This window comes from Formosa algae (genome assembly GCF_001439665.1).
Lineage (GTDB): Bacteria > Bacteroidota > Bacteroidia > Flavobacteriales > Flavobacteriaceae > Formosa > Formosa algae.
This window is the reverse complement of sequence record NZ_LMAK01000018.1, coordinates 1-26,223: the sequence shown is the minus strand read 5'-3', so window position 1 is coordinate 26,223 and position 26,223 is coordinate 1. Positions and strand designations below refer to the sequence as shown.

The following is a 26,223-nucleotide window of genomic DNA, read 5'->3' as shown; positions in this document are numbered from 1 at the left end:
GCAAACTTACAACCTTTTTTATTACTAACAAGCTTTTTTTTATCTTTTTTTGAAACTAATCTAAACCCAATAAATATAACGCTGTTAATGAACTTCTTGCCTTACTAAACTACCGTAGTTGCGTCGCTAAGCGGGTGCAAATATACCACCTTTTATTCTTAGCAAACTAATATTTTCTAAGCTTTTTTTGAAATAATTTGTAAATACATTGTTACTAACTTGTTACGTATGTATTTTCTTTTGAGAGTATTGTGATGATTGGGAGTTGGAATGTCTTTTAACCAATATTAGGCCGTAAAACATTTATAAAGTCAACCTCCTATTCTATATAGTAGCGCGCACTATGATAACAACCATATATTAATAACATGATTAATAATACACCTCTAAAACATCTGCATTACTTGATTTAAGTGTAACCGCATCTATTGCTGCTGGAAGAAACACAGTTTCTCCTTTTACAATCTTATAAGATACATCATTCCAAAGTAAATCTAATTCCCCTTCAACACATATATATATGACAAATGAATCTAATGCCGAATAATCTTTTGTCATTTCACCTTTTACATTAACAATGTTTGTTTTAAAGTATGGTGAATTTACAAGTGTATTGGTATCATTATCAGGTTTTGTATATTTTGTTTTATAACTATCGCTTACACTATAGTCTATAACATCTACAGCTTGTTCGGTATGTAGTTCTCTAGTTTTACCAGTTGCAGCATCTACACGCTCATAATCGTATATACGATATGTTATATCTGATGTTTGCTGAATTTCTGCTAACATAACACCTGCTCCAATAGCATGAATACGACCTGTTGGTATATAATAAGTATCACCTTTAGATACAATATCGTTATTAAGGACATTTAAAATGTTACCAGATTTTAATGCTTGTATATAAGATGCTTTATCTACTTGCTGATTGAACCCAACAATGAGTTCTGCATCTTTTTCTGCTTCCATAACATACCACATTTCGTTCTTTCCAAACGAATTATGACGTTCTTTAGCAATCTCATTGCTAGGATGCACTTGAATAGACAAGGGTGTCTTTGCATCTATAAATTTAATTAGTAGCGGAAAATCTGTTCCAAAAGCATTATAGACTGTTTTACCGACAACATCTTCTTTGTACTCTTCAATTAAAGACTTTAGCGTTTTACCTTCTAAAATACCTTCACCAACTACTGTTTGGTCTCCTTTAACGTCTGAAATCTCCCAAGATTCTCCAATATGATCTTCTTGATAGTTTTTATGCAATACCGTTTTCAATTTTTCTCCACCCCAAATTCTATATTTATATAAAGGAGTGAATTTTAATGGATATAATGACATGTTTATACGTATTAAAACAGAAAGCGGTTTCAAAACCTAAATTTTGAAACCGCTTTCAATTAGTTTTGTTCTTATTTATTATATGTAACTTCTAATGGTGCATTTATTTTTTGTGAAAATTCACTTAAATAAGCTTCCCATGAGGCTTTTGTTGGATATTGTTGCGACTCTTTCCAAGCAAAACCAGCGTAATATACGACTTTATTATCATTCACTTTAAGTTGTGCATACAGATTACTACGATCTGTCAGATCTGTAACATAGTAATCTGAGGCTGTCATAACCCCTTTTGGTGCAACTACTGCTGTTCCTAACTCAGAATCAAAGTATTCAGATTCCCAATACGAAATCCAACCTTCATCTACTTTTTCGGTAATCGTTCCCAAATTATCATGTAGTGTTAAGCCTATTGATAATACGTCTGTACCTTCAACATGAATTTCGAATCTTGAAAAATTGCTTCCATAGTCTAAAGAAATGTGTTTCTCTTCACTAATCATTTTACCATTCGCATCCCAATCTGCATAATGTAATACAAAACTTGTTCTTATTGGACCAGTGGTAATGGTTTTATAATCTGTGAAGTTTTTAGAAATGTAATAGGATGTATCTACTTTTACTGCAGACCCTCCTACTCCACGGCTAGAACCCACATGAAAATTATCTAAACCTTCACCATGATCGATATGATAATATCCTGGATCTTTATCATTTTTAGCATACCAATTATTGATTATTGGATAGTCTACTTTCTTTAACCATGCATCTATGCCGCTAGATAACGTTCCGCCAGGAATAGAATCTTCTATCATTTTCTGAGCGACAGGTCCATATGTTCTAAAACCTACCCTATTATTCTCCCATGTATAATCGTCTGTACGTTCTGGCACAAAACGAGAATAACAGTAAGCCGTAGTGTCTTGAACAAGATTAGCATCTGCTACAAATAATTCGAATTGTTTCTCTGATTGAGCCGACAATTCTGGTTGAAACAATAATACATCTGAAGTACCATCTAAATCCTGATCTACAAATTGAGAGACCATAACCGTTTTACTTTCTACATCGCGAATGGCTAAACGTTCAAAATCTTGAGTCGGATCTAATTGTAAATCTGATTTTAAAATTTCTACAGTCTCAAAACTTCGTGAGACGTCTAAAGTATTTTTTACTGTGATGATGTTTGATGTAGAATCTTGTTTTCCACAGCTTGATAAAAGTGCGGCTGCTATAGCACAAGAGAATAATATGTTGGTTTTCATGTTAATTTTCGTTTGAAGGTTTTCCTATAGTTGCTAATATACCACCATCTACATAAACCACATGGCCGTTTACAAAATCACTTGCCTTAGATGCTAAGAATATTGCTGTTCCTTGTAAATCTTCTGGATTTCCCCATCGGGCTGCTGGTGTTCTATTTATAATAAACTCGTTAAACGGATGTCCGTCTACACGGATGGGTGCTGTTTGGGAAGTCGCAAAATATCCTGGTCCAATACCATTGGTTTGGATATTAAATTTAGCCCATTCTGTTGCCATGTTTTTGGTTAGCATTTTTAATCCGCCTTTGGCTGCAGCATATGCACTTACCGAATCGCGTCCTAATTCACTCATCATTGAGCAAATATTTATAATCTTTCCGCCACCGCGAGCTATCATGCCCTTAGCAACATGTTTTGATACTATAAATGGTGATATTAAATCTACATTTATAACCGCTGCAAAGTCGGCTACCTCCATATCTATCATGGGAATACGTTTTATGATCCCTGCATTGTTTACTAAAATATCTACAGGACCAACTTCTGATTCTATCATTTTTAATCCTGAAACAACTTCTGATTCTTCAGTAACATTAAACACATAACCATGTGCGGTGATACCGTCTTGCTTATATTCCGCAATAGCGTTATCGATTGCATTCTGTGATAAATCGTTTACAACTATTGTTGCGCCGGCATTGGCTAAGCCTTTGGCCATTGCCATTCCTAATCCATGAACTCCGCCTGTTATTAAGGCTACTTTTCCGGTTAAATCAAATAAATTAATTGACATTTTGCTTATTTTATAAAATTATCTTAATTCCGTGATTTTGGCTACATCCATATCGTTGTAGTCTAGATTCTCTCCTGCCATACCCCAAATAAATGTATAGTTAGAGGTTCCTGAGCCTGAGTGAATAGACCATGGTGGAGAAATTACGGCTTGATCGTTTTGCATCCAGATATGACGGGTTTCTGTAGGTTCTCCCATAAAGTGACACACGGCTTGTTCTGCTGGAATGTCTAAATAAAAATACACTTCCATTCTACGATCGTGAACGTGAGCTGGCATAGTATTCCAAACGCTTCCTGTTTTAAGCTCTGTCATTCCCATTTGTAACTGGCATGTTGTTACAATACCTCCAATAATCATTTGGTTTACGGTACGGTGATTTGCGGTTTCTAAAGACCCTAGCTCTATTTTGTTCGCTTCAGCTTTACTTACTTTTTTTGTTGGATAATTGGTGTGCGCTGGTGCTGAGTTTAAATAGTATTTTGCTGGATGACTAGCATCTTCACTAGCAAACACAACATCTTTGGAGCCCATACCTATATATAAGGCATCTTTTAAGCCCATCTCGAAAACTTCTCCGTCTACAGTTACAGTTCCGTTTCCGCCTACATTGATAATACCTAATTCTCTACGCTCTAAAAAATATTCCGCTTTTAAAGGATCTATGGTTTCTAATGTTAAAGCTTCTGAGGTGGGTACTGCAGAACCTGCAATGTAACGATCGTAATGCGTATAGGTTAAATTAATTGTTCCGTCCTGCATTAAGTTATCTATTAAAAATTCGGCTCTTAAAGCTTCAGTATCGTAAGTCTTTACGGTACTCGGGCTTGAGGCGTAACGCGTTTCATAATTCGTATTCATAATTTTTTATATTTTTTAAAAAGAGGCTCTAAAATGATACAAGCCTCTTTTACCAACTAACAAACAAACAAAATTTATTTTTATACTGCTTAACAATTGTACTTACTTATGTTCATTCTAATTTTAATCTTTAAAGACATGTTTAGCATAATTAACATCCATTTTGATGTAATTCTTTTTAAACACTTTTAAACGTTGTAAAAATTCTTCATAATCTTTTTTATCACTCTCTTTAGACCAAGCGACTTCAGATATAGCCGTCATTCTAGGTAATAACATATATTCCGCATAATTAGGTGTACTAATATATTCTGTCCATAAATTACCTTGAATTCCTAAAATATTTTTACTTTCAGACTCTGTTAATTCACTTGGAAGAGGATTAAACAAGTAAATATCCTCAACCGTATTTGGACCTCGTCCGCCTACAGTTAATGGTTCATTTATAGTATCCGCCACTTGATAATAATCTAGGTAATAAGGTTCTCTAGGTGTCATAATTACCTCTTGTCCTTGTTTAGCAGCCTGAATTCCTCCTGTAACACCTCGCCAAGACATAACCGTCGCATTTGGCGTTACTTTACCTTCCAAAATTTCATCCCAACCAATAATTTTTTTCCCTTTGCCATTTAAAAAATCACTCATATGATTTATAAAAGAACTTTGTAACTCTTCTTCATCTTTTAAATTATTTTCTTTTATAAACTCCTGGCAATGAGGACAACGTTTCCAATTATCTTTAAGACATTCATCTCCTCCTATATGGATATACTTGGAAGGAAATAATGCTGCAACTTCTGCTAATACGTTTTCATAAAAGGTATAAGTACTTTCTTTTCCCGCACAAAGCACATCTGCCTTAATCCCCCAAGATTCTTGAACTACTTTTTTAACACCTGAATCTAATAATTCTTTCGTTTTCTCCGAAATGATATTATCATTCATCTTTGTTACTTCTTCTGGAAAACAACTTAAATAAGGATATGAAGCAATTGCAGCCCCATTATGTCCTGGCATATCTATTTCGGGAATAATGGTAACGTGCTTAAGACTAGCATAAGCAACAATTTCCTTAATTTGATCTTGAGAATAAAATCCGCCATGTTTTTTATTATCACTTTTGTCGCCTGGCGTCCTTCCTATTTCAGTTCCATTTCTCCACGCTCCCACTTCGGTTAGTTTAGGATATTTTTTTATTTCAATTCGCCATCCTTGATCTTCTGTAAGATGCCAATGAAATACATTCATTTTATGTAAGGCTATCAAGTCTATAAATTGTTTAACAAATTCAATATCGTAAAAATACCTTCCAGTGTCAAGCATCATACCGCGATGAGCAAACCTTGGTTCATCTAAAATTCTTGTGGCAGGTATTAAATATTCTTGCGTTTCTGGCTCAGTCTGAGTCGTTATTAATAACTGTTTTAAAGTTTCTATAGCATAGAATGCACCTTTTGTTGTTTTCGCTTTAATATCTATTTTATTATACAACACCTCTAACGTATATCCTTCTTCTGCTTTAATATTATCAGATAATTCTAAACTGATAATATTTTTGGAATCATCTTTTTTAGTTGACCTCGTTACAGAAAAATTTGTAATTGCTTTTAATGTGCTTTCTAAATAGTCTGTTTCAGTATTTAGTAATGAATCACTATAAATGGATGTGTTTTCATCTATTTTAAAGCTTCCTTTAAGAACTTCTAAATGAGATGGTTTTGGAATTATATTATAATCGGCTAAACTATGGTCAATGCTTTTATATGTATCATAATTATTAGAACAACTCAATACAACTAGGGAGAGTATTATTAAAACAGTATTTTTCATTTTTATTAATCTTTAAATTAAAATATAGACTCTAGAATTGTTGACCTCAATTATTATATATAGTTTCACCTTATTCACTAAAGATCTATAAGTAATATTTGAGCTTTTATTTTACAAAAAATGATAAAAATACTTCGATAACGTAGAATTGTTACATATACCGAAGTGTTCTCATTTCATCATTTCGTCCAATAACTTATTTTATATAATAAATTACAATTTTGTCTAGAGATAAGGTTAACTAGTAACCTGGATTCTGAGTTAAATTAGGGTTCAGCAATAAATCCTGTTCTGGTATTGGAAATAAATATTGACGTTCCGGAAATATAATTTCGTTTAGAGTACGACAATATCCTGCATTTAAAAGACCTGTAAAAGTAGGTAATCCATCCTCATCTATTTCTGGTGTCTGTCCCCAAAACCATAAATTCTGATTCACTAGGTTATCTACTAATGGGCCTGTTGGAGCAACATCTATGTTGGTATCTACAGTCACAGTAAGAAGACCGTAAGTATATCCTGTCAAAGCTTTCTCTGCCAATCTCCAGCGAATTAAATCCATATAACGACGTCCTTCAAAAGCTAATTCTGATCTACGCTCATTACGAACTATGTAACGTAATTCGTCCTGATTAGTAGTTGTTATTGCAGGGTTTTCGAAAGTAGAATTTGCATATGCTCTATCTCTAACCTCATTAAGTGCAGTTAATACACTTTCATCAATTTGATTAAGTTCTATTTTTGATTCAGCATACATTAGAAGAACATCTGCATATCTCATAATAATTAAATCTGGGTCTGTTCTTAAATCCTTCCAATCTTTTGTGATTCCTTTTTTAAATAGAAGTCCATTATATGCAGCATAAGCACCTATAGAACGCGTGTCTTGGTTTCTTATGTCAATATTATTTTCATAATCTCTAACCACTTTTGCAAAAGGATGCGGATTATAATCAATATCCATAAAATTAGATCCAGAACTTGGTGAAAGGCCATCGCCATCCATTAATGATCCAAAAGGAGCAATTGTTTCTAATAAACGAGGATCTCTATTTTTAAACGGATTTTGAGGGTCAAATAATGGTGATTCATCTATAGGCAATCCGTCAACACATTCGTACGACGCTAAAAGCTCCCATGTAGGGTTTCTTCCTGCATAACCTCCATGATTTCTTGGTAAAAAATCTTGAACATTATCGGCTCTTATAACATTTAATTCTTCACTTCGCGGAATATGAAAAATAGTTTCTACTGAATTCTTTGTTGTAGATTCAAAAAGCTCTCCGTAATCTGGATATAATTCGTATGCATTTAAATCCATGCAATTCTTTGCGGCTTCAGCTGCAATTTCATAATCTCCCATATACAAAGCGATACGTGCTTTCATTGCAAATGCAGCACCTTTAGTAGCATAATTTAAACCGTTATAAGACACCGGTAAATTTTCTGCAGCACTATCATAATACTCATAAATTTTTTCTTTGACAATATCCTTAGAAGTGCGTTCTATTTCAAAAGACTCTTCTACCGAAATCTGTTGCTCATAAAATGGAACATCTCCAAAATGAGAAATTAGATAAGAGTAAAAAGATGCACGTAAAAAGTTAGCCTCTCCCATATACTGTTGTGCCTCTTCATCTGTTAACACTGACTGCGTTTCTAATTCTTCAATTACAGCAATAACTCGAGTTACGCCCTTGTATATAGTTGTCCATCCCGTATTTTCTGATGACATACTACCAGACTTTATTGCATTTAAAGCGTCCCGTCTTTGCCAATCATCGTCCATTCCTTCATAAACTTCATCTTCCGGCCAAAAAACTTCACGGTATGTTTCATTTAGTGATTCTCTAAATTGTTCTGATGTTTGGTACCAGTTACCAGAACTAGCAGCATCTTCTTGTGATAAGTCTAACTCTGTACATGAGTTAAGAAAGAAACATCCTAATATTAAACTTAAAACGTATGTTTTGAATATATAATTTTTCATGTTTATTTTTTTTAAAAGTTAGCCTTCAATCCTAAAATGAATGATTTTGTAATTAAATATCCACTTTGTTGCTCTGGATCAATTCCATCGGGTAGATTATCAAACGTGAATAAATCATTTCCTGATAGAAAAATTCGTAAACTAGTAAAAGGAGTTTTAGGAATATCTTTATTGTGTAATGTATAGCCTATAGTTAAATTTTTAATTCTTGTATAAGATCCATCTTTGAGCCAAAAATCTGAAAAACGGTAGTTATTGCTAGATGAACTTTCTGATAACCTAGGATATTTAGCATTTTCGTTCTCTACGACAGTGTTATAATTACTGTAATAGCTATTAGCGTAGATTTCACTTACTGCTTGCCAATCATATAAAAAAGGACGAATATAACTTTGTGATAAATAGAAACTTTGTTTACCAACACCTTGAACAGTTACCCCTAAATCAAAGTTTTTATAATTCAGATTTATTGTTCCTCCATATTGATAATGTGGTAAAGAACCTCCTAAATAATCTTTATCTAGTTCATTGATAACACCATCTGGAACACCATCTGGGCCACTTAAGTCTTTATATTTAACATCTCCTGGGCTTACAGCAGCACTAGTTACAGCTGAATTATCTACCTCTTCTTGTGTTTGGTATATTCCATCAGAAACATAACCAAACCAACTCATATATTCCTCATCTTCTACAGAAATAACATTTCCTGAAATTAAACGCTTCCCATTTATATCTCCAACAATAGACTTAGAATCAAACACATTGGCAGTAACAGAGTAAGACAAATCTCCAATTGAATTATTATAAGATAGTGCAAGTTCCCACCCCTTTGTATTCATAGTACCTACATTCACAACAGGATCTGTAAAACCCGTTAATGTAGGAATACTTAAACTGAGTAGCATATCTTCTGTATCTTTAGTAAAATAATCTGCAGTAATGGAAAGCGAATTATTAAACATTGCCAAATCAAGGCCTATATCTTTAGAAATAGTAGTTTCCCACGTTACATTCTCTACAGCTAAATATGTTTGTGCGGCAGAACGTACAGCTTCAACATTAGCTCCATTAGCAATTAAAGCATTACTAAATTGTAAAACGGATTGATATAAATAATTACCTAATCTATCATTACCCAGAGAACCATACGAACCTCTAAGTTTTAGGAATGAAATTGTTTCATCCAAGGGTTTCATAAATTTTTCATTGGATAAGACCCAACCTGCAGAGATTGAAGGAAAAGTTCCCCATCTATAATCTTTACCAAATCTAGAAGAACCATCTCGTCTTACATTTGCTTGAAGGTAATAAGTATCTGCGTAGTTATAAGCTAATCTTCCAAAATAAGAAATGTAGGCATTTTCCGAAATAGTTGATCCATTATCAAAAACTCCATCAATAGGTGCTTGACTTAGGTAAGGATAATCTGCACTTACAAATTCATTACCTCTAACACTTAAGGTTTCGTAATTTGCATCAAATTCTTCGTAACCAATAACTCCACTTAATGCATGATTTCCAAACGCTCTATCGTAATTTATTAAGGCTTGTGTTGTTAATGTATTATCGAATGTCCTATTCTCTATTAAATTATTTTGATTCGCATAATGATTTGATATATAAGCAGGAATTCCTGTTTGAGCAGAATCATCATAATCATAATAAGGTATAGCTTTATTAAAATATTTATATTTATTAAAATTAAAATTAGGAGCTAAATTAACTGATAATTTCAAATAATCTGTAGGCTTGTAATAAGCCCCTATCTTACCATAAAACAGGTATGATTTACTCGTCTGAAAACCTCCATATTGCAATACAGCATATGCATTCTCTCCAGATTTACCACCCGCAATTCGACCATCTTCCCAAACCGCAGAATAATTAGGGGCATAACTTAATGCGGCGTCTGTAGGATCTTCAATGGGATTATTGTTCGTGGTAAGTTTAATTGCTATATCGGCTGTTACTCCAAATTTATCAGAGATTTTTAAGTCATTGTTTAAACGTGTAGTATAGCGATTCCAGTTACTATGATCGTATAAAGCATTCTGCTTTTCATAACTCATCGTTAAACTCGTTTTTAGATTATCAGATCCACCACTTACAGCAATATTATGTCGATAGCCATCTGCATAATCTTTTAAAATTAAATCTTCCCAATCTGTATCTGGATATTGATCAGGATTTTCAAGATGATTAGCATTATAGTTAGCTATATAATCAGAGGCCCAAGTTGGATCTTCTACCCCTGTATTACCATTATCATTCCATGATTTTTCATTATCCATTTCAAAATATCGAGTAACACCTACATTTTGCCTTGTTTCATTTGGAGTGCTTAAAATAAATTCTCCACTATATGAAACCTTAAACTTCCCTTTTTTACCTCTTTTTGTGGTAATGATAATTACTCCGGAGGCTGCTCTAGATCCATACATGGCTGAAGATGCTCCATCTTTTAAAACCGATATACTTTCTATTTGGTCTGGATTAACATCGTTAATATCTTCTACAGGAACATCGTCTACTAAAATTAATGGCGAACTATCCCCTTGCAATGTAGATATACCTCTTATATTAATCGTATTACTAGCTCCTGGAGCACCACTACTTCGCGTAACAGTTACACCTGCGACAGCTCCCTGTAATGCATTTGACACATTGGTGGTGTTTCTAGATGTTATGTCGTCACCTTTAACAACACTAATTGATCCCGTAATGTCTTTTTTAGATTGAGTACCATAACCAATCACAACAATTTCGTCAAGACTCGTAGCGTCTTCGACTAAGGTTATTTCTAATTTGGTCTGTTTTTCAGAGATATTGATTTCTTGAGTTATAAATCCCATATAGGTAACGACTATAACTGCATCTGTTGAGGATGTAGTAAGACTAAAGTTACCGTCAAAATCTGTTTCTGTACCGTTCTTTGTTCCTTTTTCTAATATAGATGCTCCTGGTAATGGTATTCCCTTACTATCGAGTACTATTCCCGAAATTTTAATTTCTTGATAAGTCGTTTGGATTAAAGAATTAACATGTATTGCTCGAACTTGTGTATGAATAAATAATGATAATATACTTAAAGCTAAAACATGTAACTTAAATTTATTTTTCGATTTTAGATAATTAGACCGAAAATAAATACATTTTGGTTGATGATTCATAATGATGGTTTTTAGTGATATTTTTAGTGTTTTTTATATGCTAACCTCCGCGACTGGCAGCACATAAATAAAAATTCAAGAATATTAGATATTCTTTTTTAATTCAATGCACAGTAATCTCTTAGACAGATAATTCCATACATTTTTTATTAATTATTTTACTAATCTACAAATTAAAATTCAATTATGTGCTCGAGCACATAATTTATTTGTAAAATTTTGTTAAGAGATATTAAATTAATAATATCAAATATTTAAGTTTAAAATTCGAATATAATTAAGAGTGTTTATTTTAAAAATTCATAATAATATGTCTCGCCATCTTGGACCTCTATAGAGAGTAATGTATTGCCATTTTTATGCTTTACTCTCACAGAAGATTCATTTTCTTTTATATTCCAAGTTCCTAACACTGTAATCTCTATTTCTTTAGGATAACTTTGACCTGGCGATGGTTTCCCTAAGTCATCAATAAAATTTAAATCAGGGTCTACTATACTTAAATTAATAAAGTTTTCATTGTTTACTTGCAACATAATAAGCGCTGGGTTCGAGACTTCTTTTATGTAAGGTACATTCAAATTTTGGTCTGTTTTCAATATACTATACCCATAGGTCTGACTTGGTTTATCAAACACTATATGGGCCAAACTATCTGCTTTTATTACAGTGTAACTCGCATCTTTAAAATTGCCCGTTTTTACCTGCTGAATACTCTTCTGGTCCGAAAAAGGATAAATTACATACTGATAATTAGCGTTTTTTGGAGCTATTCCATGATTAATCCACGCCACGGCATAATCTCCTTCAGTTTCTTTAACACCATTCCCTTTAGGATTCATTTTACCTGTATTAATCGAATATTTATTATGGTAAGAATATTGATGATCCAATTTTAAACTTATTTTATTATCTGTTATTAGATGATACATATTCTTGTATGCATCAATATACCAGGAATCTTGAATATTTGTTTCTATGTTTTTTTCAAAACCTAAGCTTTCAATTGAACCTGTTAATGAACTATATAAAGTCTTAGAAATATCATCGTTCAGATAATTCTGAAATAAAACAGTTTCTACAGGATTTTCTTGATCAATACTAGAAATATTAGTTCCAATACATATAAGTTTATTACCGAATGAAAACACAGATTTATACGCTTTAAGTTTCCCTGAAAAACCATAGTTTCCCCGTTTACCATCTGAGTTAGAACCTGAGCTTTCATCTAATACCATCGAAAACAATCCGTTATTTTCATGCTTAACTGCTCCTGCAAAAGTCTGATTAGATTTAAACATTAGTAAGGATAAATCTGACTCCAGTTTTTCTAATGGTAAATATATTATAGTTGCTCCAGGATATCTGTTCCAATCCCATCCTAACTGATTAAAACCACTTCCAATTTCTCCTTTCTCAGAAAGCAATTCAATGGTACCATTGGCAGGATATCTTCCATAGCGATTAGATGCGATATAAATTTCTGATGCCCATACATATTTGCTATACCCCTTAATAATTGCTGCCCAATTTTCACGTCTATGTATAGAAGTAGCTGCGTAAGGCATAACATGGTATCCTGGCAAAGTTTCAGAATTAATGTTATGTGTATTCATTAAAAAACGTTGAGTGACTGGATCTTCCTCGCCCCATAAACGTAAATAGGCTCCGGCAAAATCTTTATCTATTTCGGAAGTATAGTCAGGACTACCCGAATACAACATATCTAAAAACTGTGATTTTAGAGGCTCGATTGAATTATTTTCCAAAGGATGCCTACCTGCATTTGCAAAACCGTAATCGAATTTATTACTATATAGTCGCGTCGTTAACATCGCATTTTTAAAATTTTGATGCCCAGCGGTACTAATTTTAAATTGAGTACCCGATAAGGTTCTAAATACTTTAGGTAAATTTTTAAAAGCTCCCATTCCATATGCAGGATAATGTCCCCCATGATGCCAAGATGTTCCGTCTTTTTTAAAAACACCATGCTCATCATTTTGTGCCAACGTAATTGACATATACTTACTATAAGCGTCAAGTAAAAAGGCTATTTTATTTACGTTTGTACGCATATAAATAATCATTAAATGATAAAATGATTGGGTATTGAAATAATCAATATTGGCAACAAAACTATCCTCCGGCGCTAAAATTTTACCCAAATTAAACACCCATTGCATGCTTTCCCCAATTTCATCAAGAAGTCCCGCTTTTTGTAATGGATCTCGCATAATAAAAAATGCCTTTGCTAAATCTTCCATACTGTAACCAATATGATGACGTGTACCCCCGGAAGATCCAGCTTGCCATCCTTGGTCTAGAAAATATTGAGTAGCTATTATAAAATTAGAAGATATTAATGCTTTAGATTTATCGTCTCCTTGTAAATATAAATCGGCAAGCTGTTTTAAGATAATTCCAAACCGATGCACTTCCATAAAGTCTTCATCATATTTAAGGCCCTCATTATAATATGTTTCATCGTATCTAAAAGTTAGTGGTCTGCCGTTAACAGTTTCACCTACTTTTAAATTTAACTTAGCGAAAATTTCTGTTGCTTCTTTACTGGTATCTTTTAATTCTTGGTTCTCTAAAAATCTATTATTTAAACGTTCTAAAATAATATTGATGTCTTTTTTCGTGTCTTCAGAAACCTTAATCGCATTACTATGTATTATATTATTATAATACGCTATAGATGGCATCCAGTGATCTTGTTCTGGAGCAAAACCTTTTTTAATAAATGGGACTATAAAATCAGGATAAGCATATCTATCGTCTTGATATTGTGAAAATATTAAATCATCTATATAAATACTTCCCGATTTTGTATTGCTTGTACTAATTTTAAATGTTGTAAAATTTACAGGCGTATTTTGTTTCGGAGTATTACCATTCATTTCATAAAAAGGAACCCAAACTGTGCGCCAGCCTGTAAAATTTAAAGGTAATTCAAACCAAGTTTCATCATCTTCGTTCGTTGAATAAAATGAAAAACGCAAAGAACCTTCTTTAATATTTTCATTATAAATAGAGAAACTTGTAGTAGGGCTATTAGGGAAATAATCACCATAAGCAAGCGGACTCTCTTTCTCTGTAAGGATATCGAAAAAACTAGTTTTTAAATAACTATCTCCTTTAAAGTCCCAACGCAAAGAAGATTTTCCTAATTTATAGTGTCTATCACTTATTTGAATCTTACTTTTTTTATTATGATCAAAGTGCTTTAATTCTGATTGCGTTTCAAAATTAACTTTATAAGGTTTTTTATCCTGAGCTAAAAGTTTTGGACTACAGCATAAAAAAAAGAAGAAGCAACCTAACTTTAAAGCTATTTTGATCATAATTATATCGTTTTATTTATCTATTAAACTGAAATTTATAAGCCTATTTGGCTGCTTTTAGCTCCGCTTTTGTAGTTCACCGAAGTATTTCCTGCGCCTTGCAGCCCAATATCTACTGGAGTATTTGTTTTCCAATTTCCTCTTGTAAAATCAGGTATATCTATAGAATTTGATCTATTTGCTACAGATTTTTCGCTTAAAGGAGTAATGGAACTCCAAAGTGCAGCATCATAAACATCTTGATCTAACGGAAGGCCATTACGTAAACAATCTATTAATCTCCAATCCATAATAAAATCCATACCTCCATGTCCACCAATTTTTTTAGCTAATTCTCCCACTTTTTTAACCAGCTCTGGGGTATATTTTTTTTCAATTGTTTTCATCTCAGATTCGCCTAACCACTTATCGTTAACTGCTATTTTGCCCGGAGTAGGCCATTTTTGTGCAAATGCTTTAGTACCACTAATCATATGAATTCTAGAATATGGTCGATCTGAAGACACATCATGCTGAATCATGATACTTCTTCCTTTTTTTGTCTTAATCATTGTAGTATTCATGTTTCCTCTAAAACTTCTATTTGCATATTCAGAGTAAAACGGATCATTCATAGCTTTTTCCTTTGCCAATTTTTGCATATTAAAATCTGCAGAAGATAATGAACTCAGGTAGTCTAATTGATCGCCACGATTTATATTCATAATCTGACATACAGGTCCTAAACCATGAGTGGGGTATAAATTCCCATTACGTGACGCATTCTCCTCCAAACGCCACATGCTTTCATAACCATTTGTTTTATCGAAATTAAGATCTAGAAGATTATGAATATAAGCACCTTCTCCATGAATAATATCTCCAAAATAGTTTTGTCTAGCCATATTTAATGTTAGTAATTCAAAGAAATCGTAACAACAATTCTCCATCATCATACAATGTTTTTTTGTACGCTCTGAAGTTTCTACAAGTTCCCAAGCTTCATCTAAAGTTTTAGCTGCTGGAACTTCTACGGCAACATGTTTTCCTGCTTCCATAGCATATACTGCCATTGGAGTATGCCAGTCCCATGGTGTTAGAATATAAATTAAATCAATATCATCACGGTCTACCATTTCTTTCCAAGCATATGCACTTCCAAAATATAAATCTGGTTTATGTTTTGTCCCCTTAAGAATGTCTTTAGATTTCATGACGCTTTCTTCTCTTAAATCACACAACCCCTTTATAGTAACGCCTTCTATCATACTCATACGTTGTACAGCACCTGGCCCGCGCATACCTAAACCAATAAACCCTATACGTACTTCCTCTAATTTTGGAGCTCTATAACCAGACATGTTAAATAATGAACTGTTAGATTTTAAATAGGCAGAATCCTTAAATGTTGTTTCTGAATTTGCAGAAAACACACTACCACCTAACAAGCCTAATGCACTTATAGACGATAGTTTCATAAATTGTCTTCTCTTATTTTCCATTTTATATTTTTATTATTGTATTAATAAATCAGATGTAAATACACTATGCTTGTTCTTCTAAATAGCAACGTACTTCAAACAAACGCGCTAATTTATCTCCTTGTGTTTTCTTTACTTTAATTTTTAAAGTTTTAATACTTTGTGTTTTAAAGTCATGCTTAGCTAAACGCAAATAATTGTTTTCGATTTCGGCTATAACTTTTTTTCCTTGGGTAGTTTCTAATTCAATCGTATAATCTGCAATCGTTTCTGGTTGCGCTCCACGTACCTGATCTTTATATACCCAATCCTGAGGAGACATTCTTAAAAACCGATTTAAACCTGTATCGAACGTAAGTTGTATACTATTAATTTTTATTGCTTTTTTCCAATGTAATGAAATCCATTGTTCACCATTATCCATTGAGGCCTGCCACTGATGTGTTTTACCATCTGCAATATCTCTATTAATACCATCTATTATATATATGGCTTTACCTTTTTGCGTTTCCGAAGAACTTTTTATAGTAGCTTGTCTTGCCAAATCGTCGTCATCCTCGTTCTTGACACCTAGAATACCTTGATCTTGCTTTAATAATAATTGTTGATATCGTTTTAAATCTTCAGTTTGAAGTGCTAAAGTATTTGGGCTCATATTATGACGAATGCAATATGCCATTGCAGTACCTACAGCTTGTCCTAAAATAGAGCAAGTAGCCATAACTCGAGTTGATGATAATGCAACATGGGACACACTAATATTTCTACCTGCAAATAATAAATTTTTAATATTTACACTAAAGAGAGAGCGATAAGGTATAGAATACGGTTGTTTTAACGCAATTGAAACATATGGAACATCTCCAGTAGCATCCATTCCTCCAGGTGGATGATCGTCTAAAGGCCATCCTCCATAAGCTACACGGTCTTCAAATAAAGTTGCCGCTTGCACATCTTGCTGTGTCATTATATAAGGACCTTCTATCCTTCTACTTTCTCGCTTACCAGGGATCATTCCTACCCATGATAACGCCCAATTTTCTGATTCAGGGTGATTACCTGAATTTTTAACATAATCCCAAACTCCGAATAATGTCGCTAATAAATCATGTCGGTTTTGTTGACCGTCACTAATTACATCTATAGAACCTCCTAATTCTAACCACCAATATCCGTATTCATAAGACCCTATATTTCTGTGAGCAAAATCTTTGGTTGTATATTTTCTAGCCCAAACAGGAGGCGTATATGGCATTTTTTTATCATGTTTTTGTGCCATAAATAAGATACTATTACCCATGGTTTTTTGATCTGCAACATCTACAGCTAATGATTCACCAAAAGTAGATTTAGCATCTCGCCCTCTCATATACTTAGCACCTGCTTTAGCAGCAAGACTTCCATCACCGGTACAATCTGAAAAATACTTTGCGGAAATTTCAGAAATCTCTTCAGTTTGCGAACATAAGCCCCATACTTTTTCGATAGTATCATTATTAACTTTGACATCATAGAAAGATGTGTCTAATAACAAGGTTATGTTGGGTTCTGAAATAAGTTTATCATACAATACGAAATCCCACATTTCATAAGATCGCTGTGGATTTGTGACAGCTTCGGTTAACACTAATTCTTCAAGAATACCCGTCTCGCGCCATACTTGTTTAAGCTGACTTGCTCCAGAAATATGCATGCGTATTTCGCTACTAGCGTTACCACCTAATCTACTTCTATCATGCATTAATAAGACTTTACTACCATTTCTAGCGGCAGCAATCGCGGCACAAATTCCTGACATTCCTGCACCTACAACGCAAACGTCTACATCATACTTTACTTGCTTGTAGATGTCCGTATTAATTAGAAATTCTCCTGCATTAACGTTCCCATTTTCATCGATAGACAATTCATTATTACTATTTGCTAAAAGTGTGGTAAAATGACCACCCATAGCTACAGCACCTGTACTTAAGCCCAAAGTCTTTAAAAACCCTCTTCTCTTATTCATAATTTTATTTTTAAATTGCTCTTCATTACTTAGTATAACTTAGAATATTGGTTGCAAACGAAGCAAAACTATTGCTCTCATCTTTCGATAGTTTTAATAAATATCCTTTATCCGATTTACTAAGTGAAGACGCATTATATTTAATTATTTTAGTCAATTGATTATATTGACTTGTATTTAAAAACTTCAGTTGATTTAAAAGTTTCGTGGTGTTACCCGATATTAATTTTACATTTTGTAATCTATTCAAGGTTTCATTTTGCATTTCAAAGTTGAATACTTCGAGTGATGCAATCATATGTTTTTGAATTCTTAAAGTATTCCACATGTCTGCAGTAATTTTATCAATTGCAAAGTATGGGACATAAGATTTACCGAATTCGACTAGTCTTAATACATACTCTGGATAATTCTTATTAGATGCATCTAAATGACGTAATCCATACATTTGTAAGTGGTAATCATTGGAGTAAATCATAGTTTCAAGAAGACCACTATTAATTAAATTTGCCTCTGTATACGTCTTAATACTATCGGCTATTTTTCCATTTACAATATTCCATAATATATGTGTACTATAAACAGCACCTGAAACAACACTATTTTTTAATGCAGGAGACGTTGCTCCTGTTACAGCATCAACTATTAATGAAAATATTGTATCTGTCTTATCAATTAAATCTTTAGCCTCATAATTAGCTAATGGTGATGTTTTATCATTTAAAATTTCAATTAATTTTAAATGATCTTCTTTAGAAAAAAGCTTGTGATCAAATTTTGTAAACGGATCAGACTTCACTTCTTCATATTTTACAAAATCTCCCAAAACATTCCAATACAAATGAACCTTTAAATCGTAACAAAGTCCCTCTTCACAAACCGGTGTTTCTACATAAGCATAATAATATTCTGGCACTGTATCCTTACTATATAGTAGATCAATATTTACAGGAATTGAATCTTTTAAATACATAACCATAACAGATTTATCGACTTTACCAGAAGATTGAATCGGTAGGCTAAAAGCATAAAGTTGAATAGCTATAATTATAAATAGTACAACTAAAAAACTTCTTTTAAACGTTATGGTTACTTGTGTGCTCAATATTAAATTAAATCGGTTATAGTTTGAATTATTTTATTAGCCAAGTCCGTTGCTTCTTTTGGTGACTTACTCTCGGCATATATTCTTATTATAGGTTCTGTATTAGATTTGCGCATATGAACCCATTCTTTATTCTCAAAATTAATTTTAGTTCCATCTATTAGATCTAGAGATTCGTTAGCATATAACTTTTGAATATCTTCGAAAATGGAGTCTATATTCACATGATTAGGAAGTTCTATTTTTTCCTTTGCTATAAAATAGTTAGGATAGCTTTCCCTAAGTGCTTTACATGATTTATCTGTTTCTGCTAATAATGATAAAAACAATGCAATTCCTACAAGAGCATCTCTACCATAGTGAGACTCGGGATATATAATACCTCCATTTCCTTCTCCTCCTATTATTGCATTTACAGCTTTCATCTTTTCTACTACGTTAACCTCACCAACAGCACTAGCAAAATAGTTCGCTTCGTGCAATTGTGTAATATCTTTAAGAGCTCTTGATGATGACAAATTTGAAACGGTATTACCTTTTTCTTTACTTAAAATATAATCTGCACAAGCGACTAAAGTATATTCTTCACCAAACATTGAGCCATCCTCGCAAACTAACGCTAAACGATCTACATCGGGATCTACAACTATTCCGAAATCTGCTTGTTCTTTAACCACCAATTCAGAAATATCTGTTAAATGCTCCTTTAATGGCTCAGGATTATGAGGAAACATGCCATTAGGCGTACAATATAGCTTGACACACTCGACCCCTAATTTCTCTAATAATTTAGGTATGGCTATACCCCCAGTAGAATTCACTGCATCTACAACAACTTTAAACTTTCGTTTCTTAATAGCATTTATAGACACGTGCTTAAGAGCTAAAACTGAATATATATGATCGTCAATAGCATTTTCATACACTTTATAATTACCTAACTCGTTCACAGGCGCAAACATAAAATCTTCACGTTCTGCGATTTGAATAATCTCCTCACCTGCTTTTGCGTTTAGAAATTCTCCTTTGAAATTCAATAATTTTAATGCATTCCAATGTTTAGGATTATGACTAGCGGTTACTATAATACCTCCTTGAGCTTGTTTTTCTACAACCATTATTTCCACTGTAGGTGTAGTAGATAAACCTAAATCTATTACATCAATTCCTAAACCTATTAGTGTATTAGCAATAAGGTTACTTATCATTGATCCCGATAAACGCGCATCTCGACCAATTACCACTGTTAATTCTTCTGCTTCCGATGTTTTAATTAACCAAGCACCGTAAGCTGCAGCAAACTTAACTGTGTCTATTGGAGTTAAATTGTCGCCAGATACTCCCCCAATTGTTCCTCGTATCCCTGAAATAGATTTTATTAATGTCATTATTTTTTTTACTAGTAATTATTTTTTATTAATCAAATTCATCCCATAAACCTAATGGAACAAATCTGTTTACTTAAGTTCATGATATTTAAATTTTACTCCTCTTGTTTTACATCAATATTTTTGAGCTTAATTCTCTATCATAAAACTTAATAGTTTCACTCAAACCATCTTCAATAGTCCATTTTGGTTTAAACCCCAATTCATTAAATTTATTAGGATTTGCCATTGAATGTTTAATATCTCCAGATCTTGTTTCTAAAAACTGAATTTTAGATTTTGAATTGGTTATTTTTATAATATGTTCAGCTAATTGTTTCACAGAAGTGCTTTGACCAAGAGCCACGTTATACACCCCTTTACCTTGCTGAGAAGCAAATATATTAGCAGCAACAACATCTTTCACATAAATAAAATCACGTGTTTGCTCCCCGTCTCCATAAATAATTAACGGCTTATTTTGTAATGCATTAATTATAAAAATAGGAACTACTGCTGCATAAGCAGATTTCGGATTCTGTCTTGGCCCGAATACGTTAAAATATCGCAGTGAAGTTGTGGGCACTTTAAATTCATTCCTATACATATCTAGATAATATTCTCCATCTAATTTTGTAATGGAATAAGGTGTTAATGGCTCTGGAGTCATCGTTTCTATCTTTGGAGACACAGGATTGTTACCATAATTTGCCGCAGAAGAAGACAATACCACTTTACAATTACCAGTTTTTCTTGCCGCGTCTAAAATATTGATAGTGCCCAATGTATTAATTGAGATACATTCGTTTATTTTTTCAAGAGATTCCGGAACACTGACTAAAGCTGCTAAGTTAAAAACAGCATCTGCGCCTTCAACATGCTTCATAACATCTTCAGCTTGTCTTATATCTACGTTATGATAAGAGACATTAAAGCCTTCCAAATTCTTCTTAAAACCCGTTCTTAAATTATCCAGAACCACGACTTCATTTCCCTCCTTCGTTAAATGCTCAACAATGTGACTTCCTATAAAACCGGCACCACCAGTAACAACATACTTTTTCATTTTTTACTTTTTTAATTTTATTCTCTCATTAACTTTATGTTAAATATTAAAAGATCTTCAATTATTTAATTTATCATTATCAACACCTACTGCAAAAGACCTTAAACCACAACATAAAAAATTATCCATAAAAACCTGTAAATCAAACATGTAAACCATATTTTATCACACTGTTACAGGATATACATTTTTAAACTTGGTACAATTTATATAAAAAAAGAGTTAAAAAAAAGAAATAATCATAAATTTGTGCTCGAACACACAAATATTAACATTTAACATGTGTACGAGCACAAGTTTGATTATTTAACATTAATAACGTATTATTAAATAAAAAAAACTGTATAACATATTTAATTGGCAAGAAATGGTGTTAAAAAGAAAAATGTATACGGATAAATATCTGACTAAAACTTCTTTTATTTATTAACGCCATCATTAGTGACAAAGAAAGTAATCGATTATAATAATTTAAATAAAATTTAAACCCACATTCAATGAAAAAAATAATGAAATTATTACTTATATGCTTGAGTGTTCATTTAACAGCTCAAAATGATGCATGGCATATTAGCACTACAAATAATACAGATTATACTGGAATATCTGTTGCCAATGGACGAATAGGAATGTTATCATCTTCAAAACCATTGGAAATCCAACATATCGTATTAAATGATGTTTACGATGTTGACCCTAAATACAAAGTAAGTCAAATTGTTCATGGAATGAATTTTGGAAACTTAGACTTATACATTAATGATGCTAAAATATCTGAAAAAAATATATCTAATTGGTCTCAAACTTTAGACTTAAAAAATGCTGCGTTAACCACTAGTTTTAATTACCAGAATAAAGCAGAAATTACATACACGATTTATGCATTACGTAACATACAATATTCAGGATATATAGATATTGATGTAAAAGCAACTGAAGACATTGAAATAAAAGTAGTAGGTAAAATACTGACGCCTAAAACATTTCAAAAACCTGAAAACACTTTTGAAATTATAAAGGATAACGATATTACCATGCCCATTTTACAATCTAAAGCTAATAGTCCATTTGGAAAACATTATATAAGTACTTCTAGTACTTTTATATGGCATAACATAAATTCTACTAATGCAAAATTACGACCAGAACTAACTCATAATATTGTATCAGATTACGAGAATACATTAGCTTTTACTGCAACACTTAAAAAAGATAAACATCTTATTTTTGCTTGGACGGGTGCTGAATGTACTAGTAAAAACTTTTCTGATCCTAAATCAGAATCAGAAAGAATGATCATTTATAATTTATTAACGCCTAAAGAATCCCTACTAAACCAGCATAAATCTTTATGGAATGTACTTTGGCAAGGTGATATCATTATAGAAGGGGATTTACAATCACAACAAGATGCGCGTTTGGCCTTATATCATTTATACGCTTTTAGTCGTGGAGACTCAGATTTAAGCATTGCACCTATGGGACTTTCTCTTCAAGTGCCTTATAACGGACATATTTTTTGGGATACAGAACTTTGGATGTTTCCTCCTTTACTTATGTTAAATCAAGATATTGCCCGATCTTTAGTTAATTATCGTTTTAATCATTTAGAAGCCGCACAAGATAGAGCTATAAACTATGGTTATAAAGGAGCTATGTTTCCTTGGGAGAGTGATGATACAGGAGAAGAAGCAACACCTCCTTTTGCTTTAACAGGACCTTTTGAACATCATATCACAGCAGATATAGCAATCGCTTTTTGGAATTATTATACCGTTACAAAAGATAAAAAATGGCTTTCTGAGCAGGGTTTTCCTGTCATTGAAGAAGTTGCAAATTTCTGGGTAAGTCGTGTAACTTCGAATACAGACGGTAGTTATTCAATAAAAAATGTTGTTGGAGCAAATGAATATGTGTCAAACGTGAATGACAATGCATTTACTAATGGAGCAGCCATTACAGCTTTAAATTATGCAGTTAAGGCGGCTAAAGAATTAGATGTTACTCCTAATCCACAATGGAAATTAATATCTAAAAATATAAGAATACTAAAACTACAAGACGGTACAACTAAAGAGCATGAAGATTATAGTGGAGAAATAATTAAACAGGCCGATGTAAATTTGCTTTCATATCCTTTAAACATCATTAATGATAAAGAAAGTATTCTGAGAGATTTAAAATACTATGAACCAAAATTATCGAAGCATGGTCCTGCCATGGGAAAATCTATTTTTGCTATTTTATATGCTCGTCAAGGTGATGTAGAAAATGCATATAGATTATTCAAAGAAAGTTATGTACCAAATAAACGAACACCATTTGGAGCTTTATCAGAAACAACAACATCCAATAGATCGTACTTTGCTACAGGTGCAGGAGGTATGCTACAAACACTATTATTTGGTTTCGCTGGTTTAGAATTCACAGATTCAGGCATTATTCAGAAAAACCCAGTTCTTCCTAAGGAATGGAAATCGTTAACAATTAAAGGCGTTGGTCCCCAAAACAAAACCTTTAAAATAGAATAGTAGGTTGTTTGTTATGACGTTTTAGAAATCTAGTTTCATGAAATATTGTACTAAATTTTAATATGTGCTCGATAACACTTACTTTTAGAGTACCAATTTTCTATTTTAAATAATATTTCTAAAAATAGAAATCCTACTAAATCAAAAAATATATGAAATTTAAATTATTAATTATACTAGCAATTATTCTTAATACAGGGTGCAAACAAGATACAACCAAAGACATTGAGACTACAAAAAACGAAATAAAGAAAGAATGGTGGAAAGAACAAGTTGTATATCAAATTTATCCACGTTCATTTAAAGATTCTAACGGTGACGGTATTGGTGATATTCCTGGTATTATTTCTAAAATTGACTATTTAGACTCTTTAGGAATAGATGTCGTTTGGTTAAGTCCGCATTTCGATTCCCCAAATGCAGATAATGGATATGATATTAGAGATTATCGTAAAGTTATGGAAGAATTTGGAACTCTTGAAGATTTTGATACTTTACTAAATGGTTTACATGACCGTGGCATAAAATTAATTATAGATTTAGTAATAAATCATTCTAGTGACGAACATAAGTGGTTTCAAGAAAGTATGTCTTCAAAAGACAATCCGTATAGAGATTATTACATCTGGAAACCTGGAAAAGAGACTAACCCACCAAACAATTGGCCATCTTTCTTTGGAGGTTCTGCTTGGGAACAAGCTGGTCCGGATGGAGAGTATTATTTACATTATTTTGCAAAAAAACAACCAGATTTAAACTGGGAAAATCAGCAACTAAGAGAAGAAATCTATGAACTGATGCGATTTTGGTTAGATAAAGGCGTAGATGGATTTAGAATGGATGTAATCGCGTTAATATCGAAACCGCAAAATTTCGACGATATGGATAACGAAGGTTTAAAACATCCTGAATATACATATGCTTACGGACCAAGATTACATGAATTTTTAAAAGACATGAATAAAGAAGTACTTTCTAAATATGATGTCATGACTGTTGGAGAAGCCTATGGCGGGAATGCAGAAAAAACTTTGGAGATTACAGATGAACGTAATAATGAAATAGATCTTGCTTTTTGGTTTGATGCAGTACGCGTAGGTAGAGATAATTTTAAACAAAATGAATGGACTCTACCTGAGTTTAAAAAACTTGTAAAAGCACAAAGTGATGTAAATAGTCATAATTGGCCAACATTTTTTCTTGGTAATCACGACAATCCTAGAGTGGTAAGTAAGTTTGGAGACGATTCTCCAGAGTTTAGAGTTACATCATCTAAGTTACTAGCAATGTTATTACTAACACAACGTGGTACTACTTTTTTATATCAGGGTGATGAAATTGGAATGACAAATTATCCTTTTACGTCTTTTGATCAATTTGATGATGTAGAAATTAAAGGTAATTATAATAAAATCATTGCTAGTGGCTCTACCCCAGAATCCTATTTAGCAGATCTAAATAAAATGGCAAGAGATCATGCACGTACACCTATGCAATGGTCTAACACTAATAAGGCAGGATTTACTTCTGGAGATAAAACGTGGCTTGGGGTCAATCCAAATTATCCAGAAATTAATGTAAATAATAATCTTCAAGATAAACACTCAATTTTTCATTTTTATCGTAGACTTTTAAATATACGAAAGGGTAACGACAATTTGATCTATGGAGATTATAAAGATATAGCAATAGATCACCCGCAAGTATTTGCATATACAAGAATAGGTAAAAATAAGACCTATCTGGTTGTATTAAATATGTCTAAATCTATGGTAGATTTTAGCTTAGACAATAAATTTAAAGGCTATAATTTAATTATAAATAATTTAAATGATGACACAACAACCATTGAACATAATAAATTAACATTGCAACCTTGGGAAGCAAGGTTGTATGAAAGCAACTAAATATTACAAAACAACCAAGATAAATCCTTTATGTTTTTATCTTGGTTGTTTTAAACTCTATTTTGCTTATTCTAAATAGTGACACTTTAAAATATTTATTATAACTATTTCATGAATATGATTGTTATGAATTATTTAATCAATTCGCATATCATGAAACAGAACTTATCTAAAAC

General features: G+C 32.6%; 15 protein-coding genes. 2 read left to right on the top strand and 13 right to left on the bottom strand.

Features of this window, described 5'->3' with window-relative positions; all coding sequences use genetic code 11:
* Positions 1–372: 372 nt before the first annotated feature.
* From AST99_RS07475 to AST99_RS07415, 13 genes are all read right to left on the bottom strand, one after another.
* Positions 373–1,344 (bottom strand): type I phosphomannose isomerase catalytic subunit, encoded by a 972-nt coding sequence (locus AST99_RS07475; protein WP_057780931.1) that lies wholly within the window; start codon positions 1,342–1,344, stop codon positions 373–375.
* Between the two features lie 71 nt (positions 1,345–1,415).
* Positions 1,416–2,606, bottom strand: coding sequence for a DUF4861 family protein (locus tag AST99_RS07470; RefSeq protein ID WP_057780929.1), 1,191 nt, complete (start codon positions 2,604–2,606; stop codon positions 1,416–1,418).
* 1 nt (position 2,607) lies between these two features.
* Entirely contained in the window at positions 2,608–3,399 is a 792-nt protein-coding gene (locus AST99_RS07465; RefSeq protein ID WP_057780926.1) for a gluconate 5-dehydrogenase, read from the bottom strand.
* Positions 3,400–3,417: 18 nt separating this feature from the next.
* Positions 3,418–4,260, bottom strand: a complete 843-nt coding sequence (gene kduI / locus AST99_RS07460; RefSeq protein WP_057780923.1) for a 5-dehydro-4-deoxy-D-glucuronate isomerase — start codon at positions 4,258–4,260, stop codon at positions 3,418–3,420.
* 123 nt (positions 4,261–4,383) lie between these two features.
* Positions 4,384–6,090: a beta-N-acetylhexosaminidase gene (locus AST99_RS07455; protein ID WP_069727818.1), complete on the bottom strand. Its 1,707-nt coding sequence runs from the start codon at positions 6,088–6,090 to the stop codon at positions 4,384–4,386.
* A gap of 241 nt (positions 6,091–6,331) precedes the next feature.
* The gene (locus AST99_RS07450; protein ID WP_057780920.1) at positions 6,332–8,080 is read right to left on the bottom strand and encodes a RagB/SusD family nutrient uptake outer membrane protein; all 1,749 of its coding nucleotides are present in this window, start codon (positions 8,078–8,080) and stop codon (positions 6,332–6,334) included.
* Between the two features lie 11 nt (positions 8,081–8,091).
* Positions 8,092–11,253 (bottom strand): SusC/RagA family TonB-linked outer membrane protein, encoded by a 3,162-nt coding sequence (locus AST99_RS07445; protein ID WP_057780917.1) that lies wholly within the window; start codon positions 11,251–11,253, stop codon positions 8,092–8,094.
* A 287-nt stretch (positions 11,254–11,540) separates the two neighbouring features.
* Positions 11,541–14,603 carry a chondroitinase family polysaccharide lyase gene (locus AST99_RS07440; RefSeq protein ID WP_057780914.1) on the bottom strand — a complete coding sequence of 1,021 codons (3,063 nt, stop codon included), beginning with the start codon at positions 14,601–14,603 and terminating at the stop codon, positions 11,541–11,543.
* A gap of 35 nt (positions 14,604–14,638) precedes the next feature.
* Positions 14,639–16,084, bottom strand: a complete 1,446-nt coding sequence (locus AST99_RS07435; protein WP_057780911.1) for a Gfo/Idh/MocA family protein — start codon at positions 16,082–16,084, stop codon at positions 14,639–14,641.
* Between the two features lie 43 nt (positions 16,085–16,127).
* Positions 16,128–18,071: an FAD-dependent oxidoreductase gene (locus AST99_RS07430; protein ID WP_057780908.1), complete on the bottom strand. Its 1,944-nt coding sequence runs from the start codon at positions 18,069–18,071 to the stop codon at positions 16,128–16,130.
* A gap of 25 nt (positions 18,072–18,096) precedes the next feature.
* Positions 18,097–19,176, bottom strand: coding sequence for a hypothetical protein (locus AST99_RS07425; protein ID WP_057780905.1), 1,080 nt, complete (start codon positions 19,174–19,176; stop codon positions 18,097–18,099).
* A gap of 2 nt (positions 19,177–19,178) precedes the next feature.
* Complete coding sequence (gene glmM, locus AST99_RS07420; RefSeq protein ID WP_057780903.1) at positions 19,179–20,564, bottom strand: phosphoglucosamine mutase; 1,386 nt, start codon at positions 20,562–20,564, stop codon at positions 19,179–19,181.
* A 109-nt stretch (positions 20,565–20,673) separates the two neighbouring features.
* Positions 20,674–21,609 carry an SDR family NAD(P)-dependent oxidoreductase gene (locus tag AST99_RS07415; protein ID WP_057780900.1) on the bottom strand — a complete coding sequence of 312 codons (936 nt, stop codon included), beginning with the start codon at positions 21,607–21,609 and terminating at the stop codon, positions 20,674–20,676.
* A 497-nt stretch (positions 21,610–22,106) separates the two neighbouring features.
* On the opposite strand from AST99_RS07415, the gene AST99_RS07410 reads away from it, so the two are divergent.
* Both AST99_RS07410 and AST99_RS07405 read left to right on the top strand, forming a co-directional pair.
* Positions 22,107–24,140, top strand: a complete 2,034-nt coding sequence (locus tag AST99_RS07410) for a kojibiose hydrolase (protein ID WP_057780896.1) — start codon at positions 22,107–22,109, stop codon at positions 24,138–24,140.
* A gap of 152 nt (positions 24,141–24,292) precedes the next feature.
* A complete protein-coding gene (locus tag AST99_RS07405) occupies positions 24,293–26,047 on the top strand; it encodes a glycoside hydrolase family 13 protein (protein ID WP_083495625.1) in 1,755 nt (584 codons plus the stop codon).
* Positions 26,048–26,223: the final 176 nt, after the last annotated feature.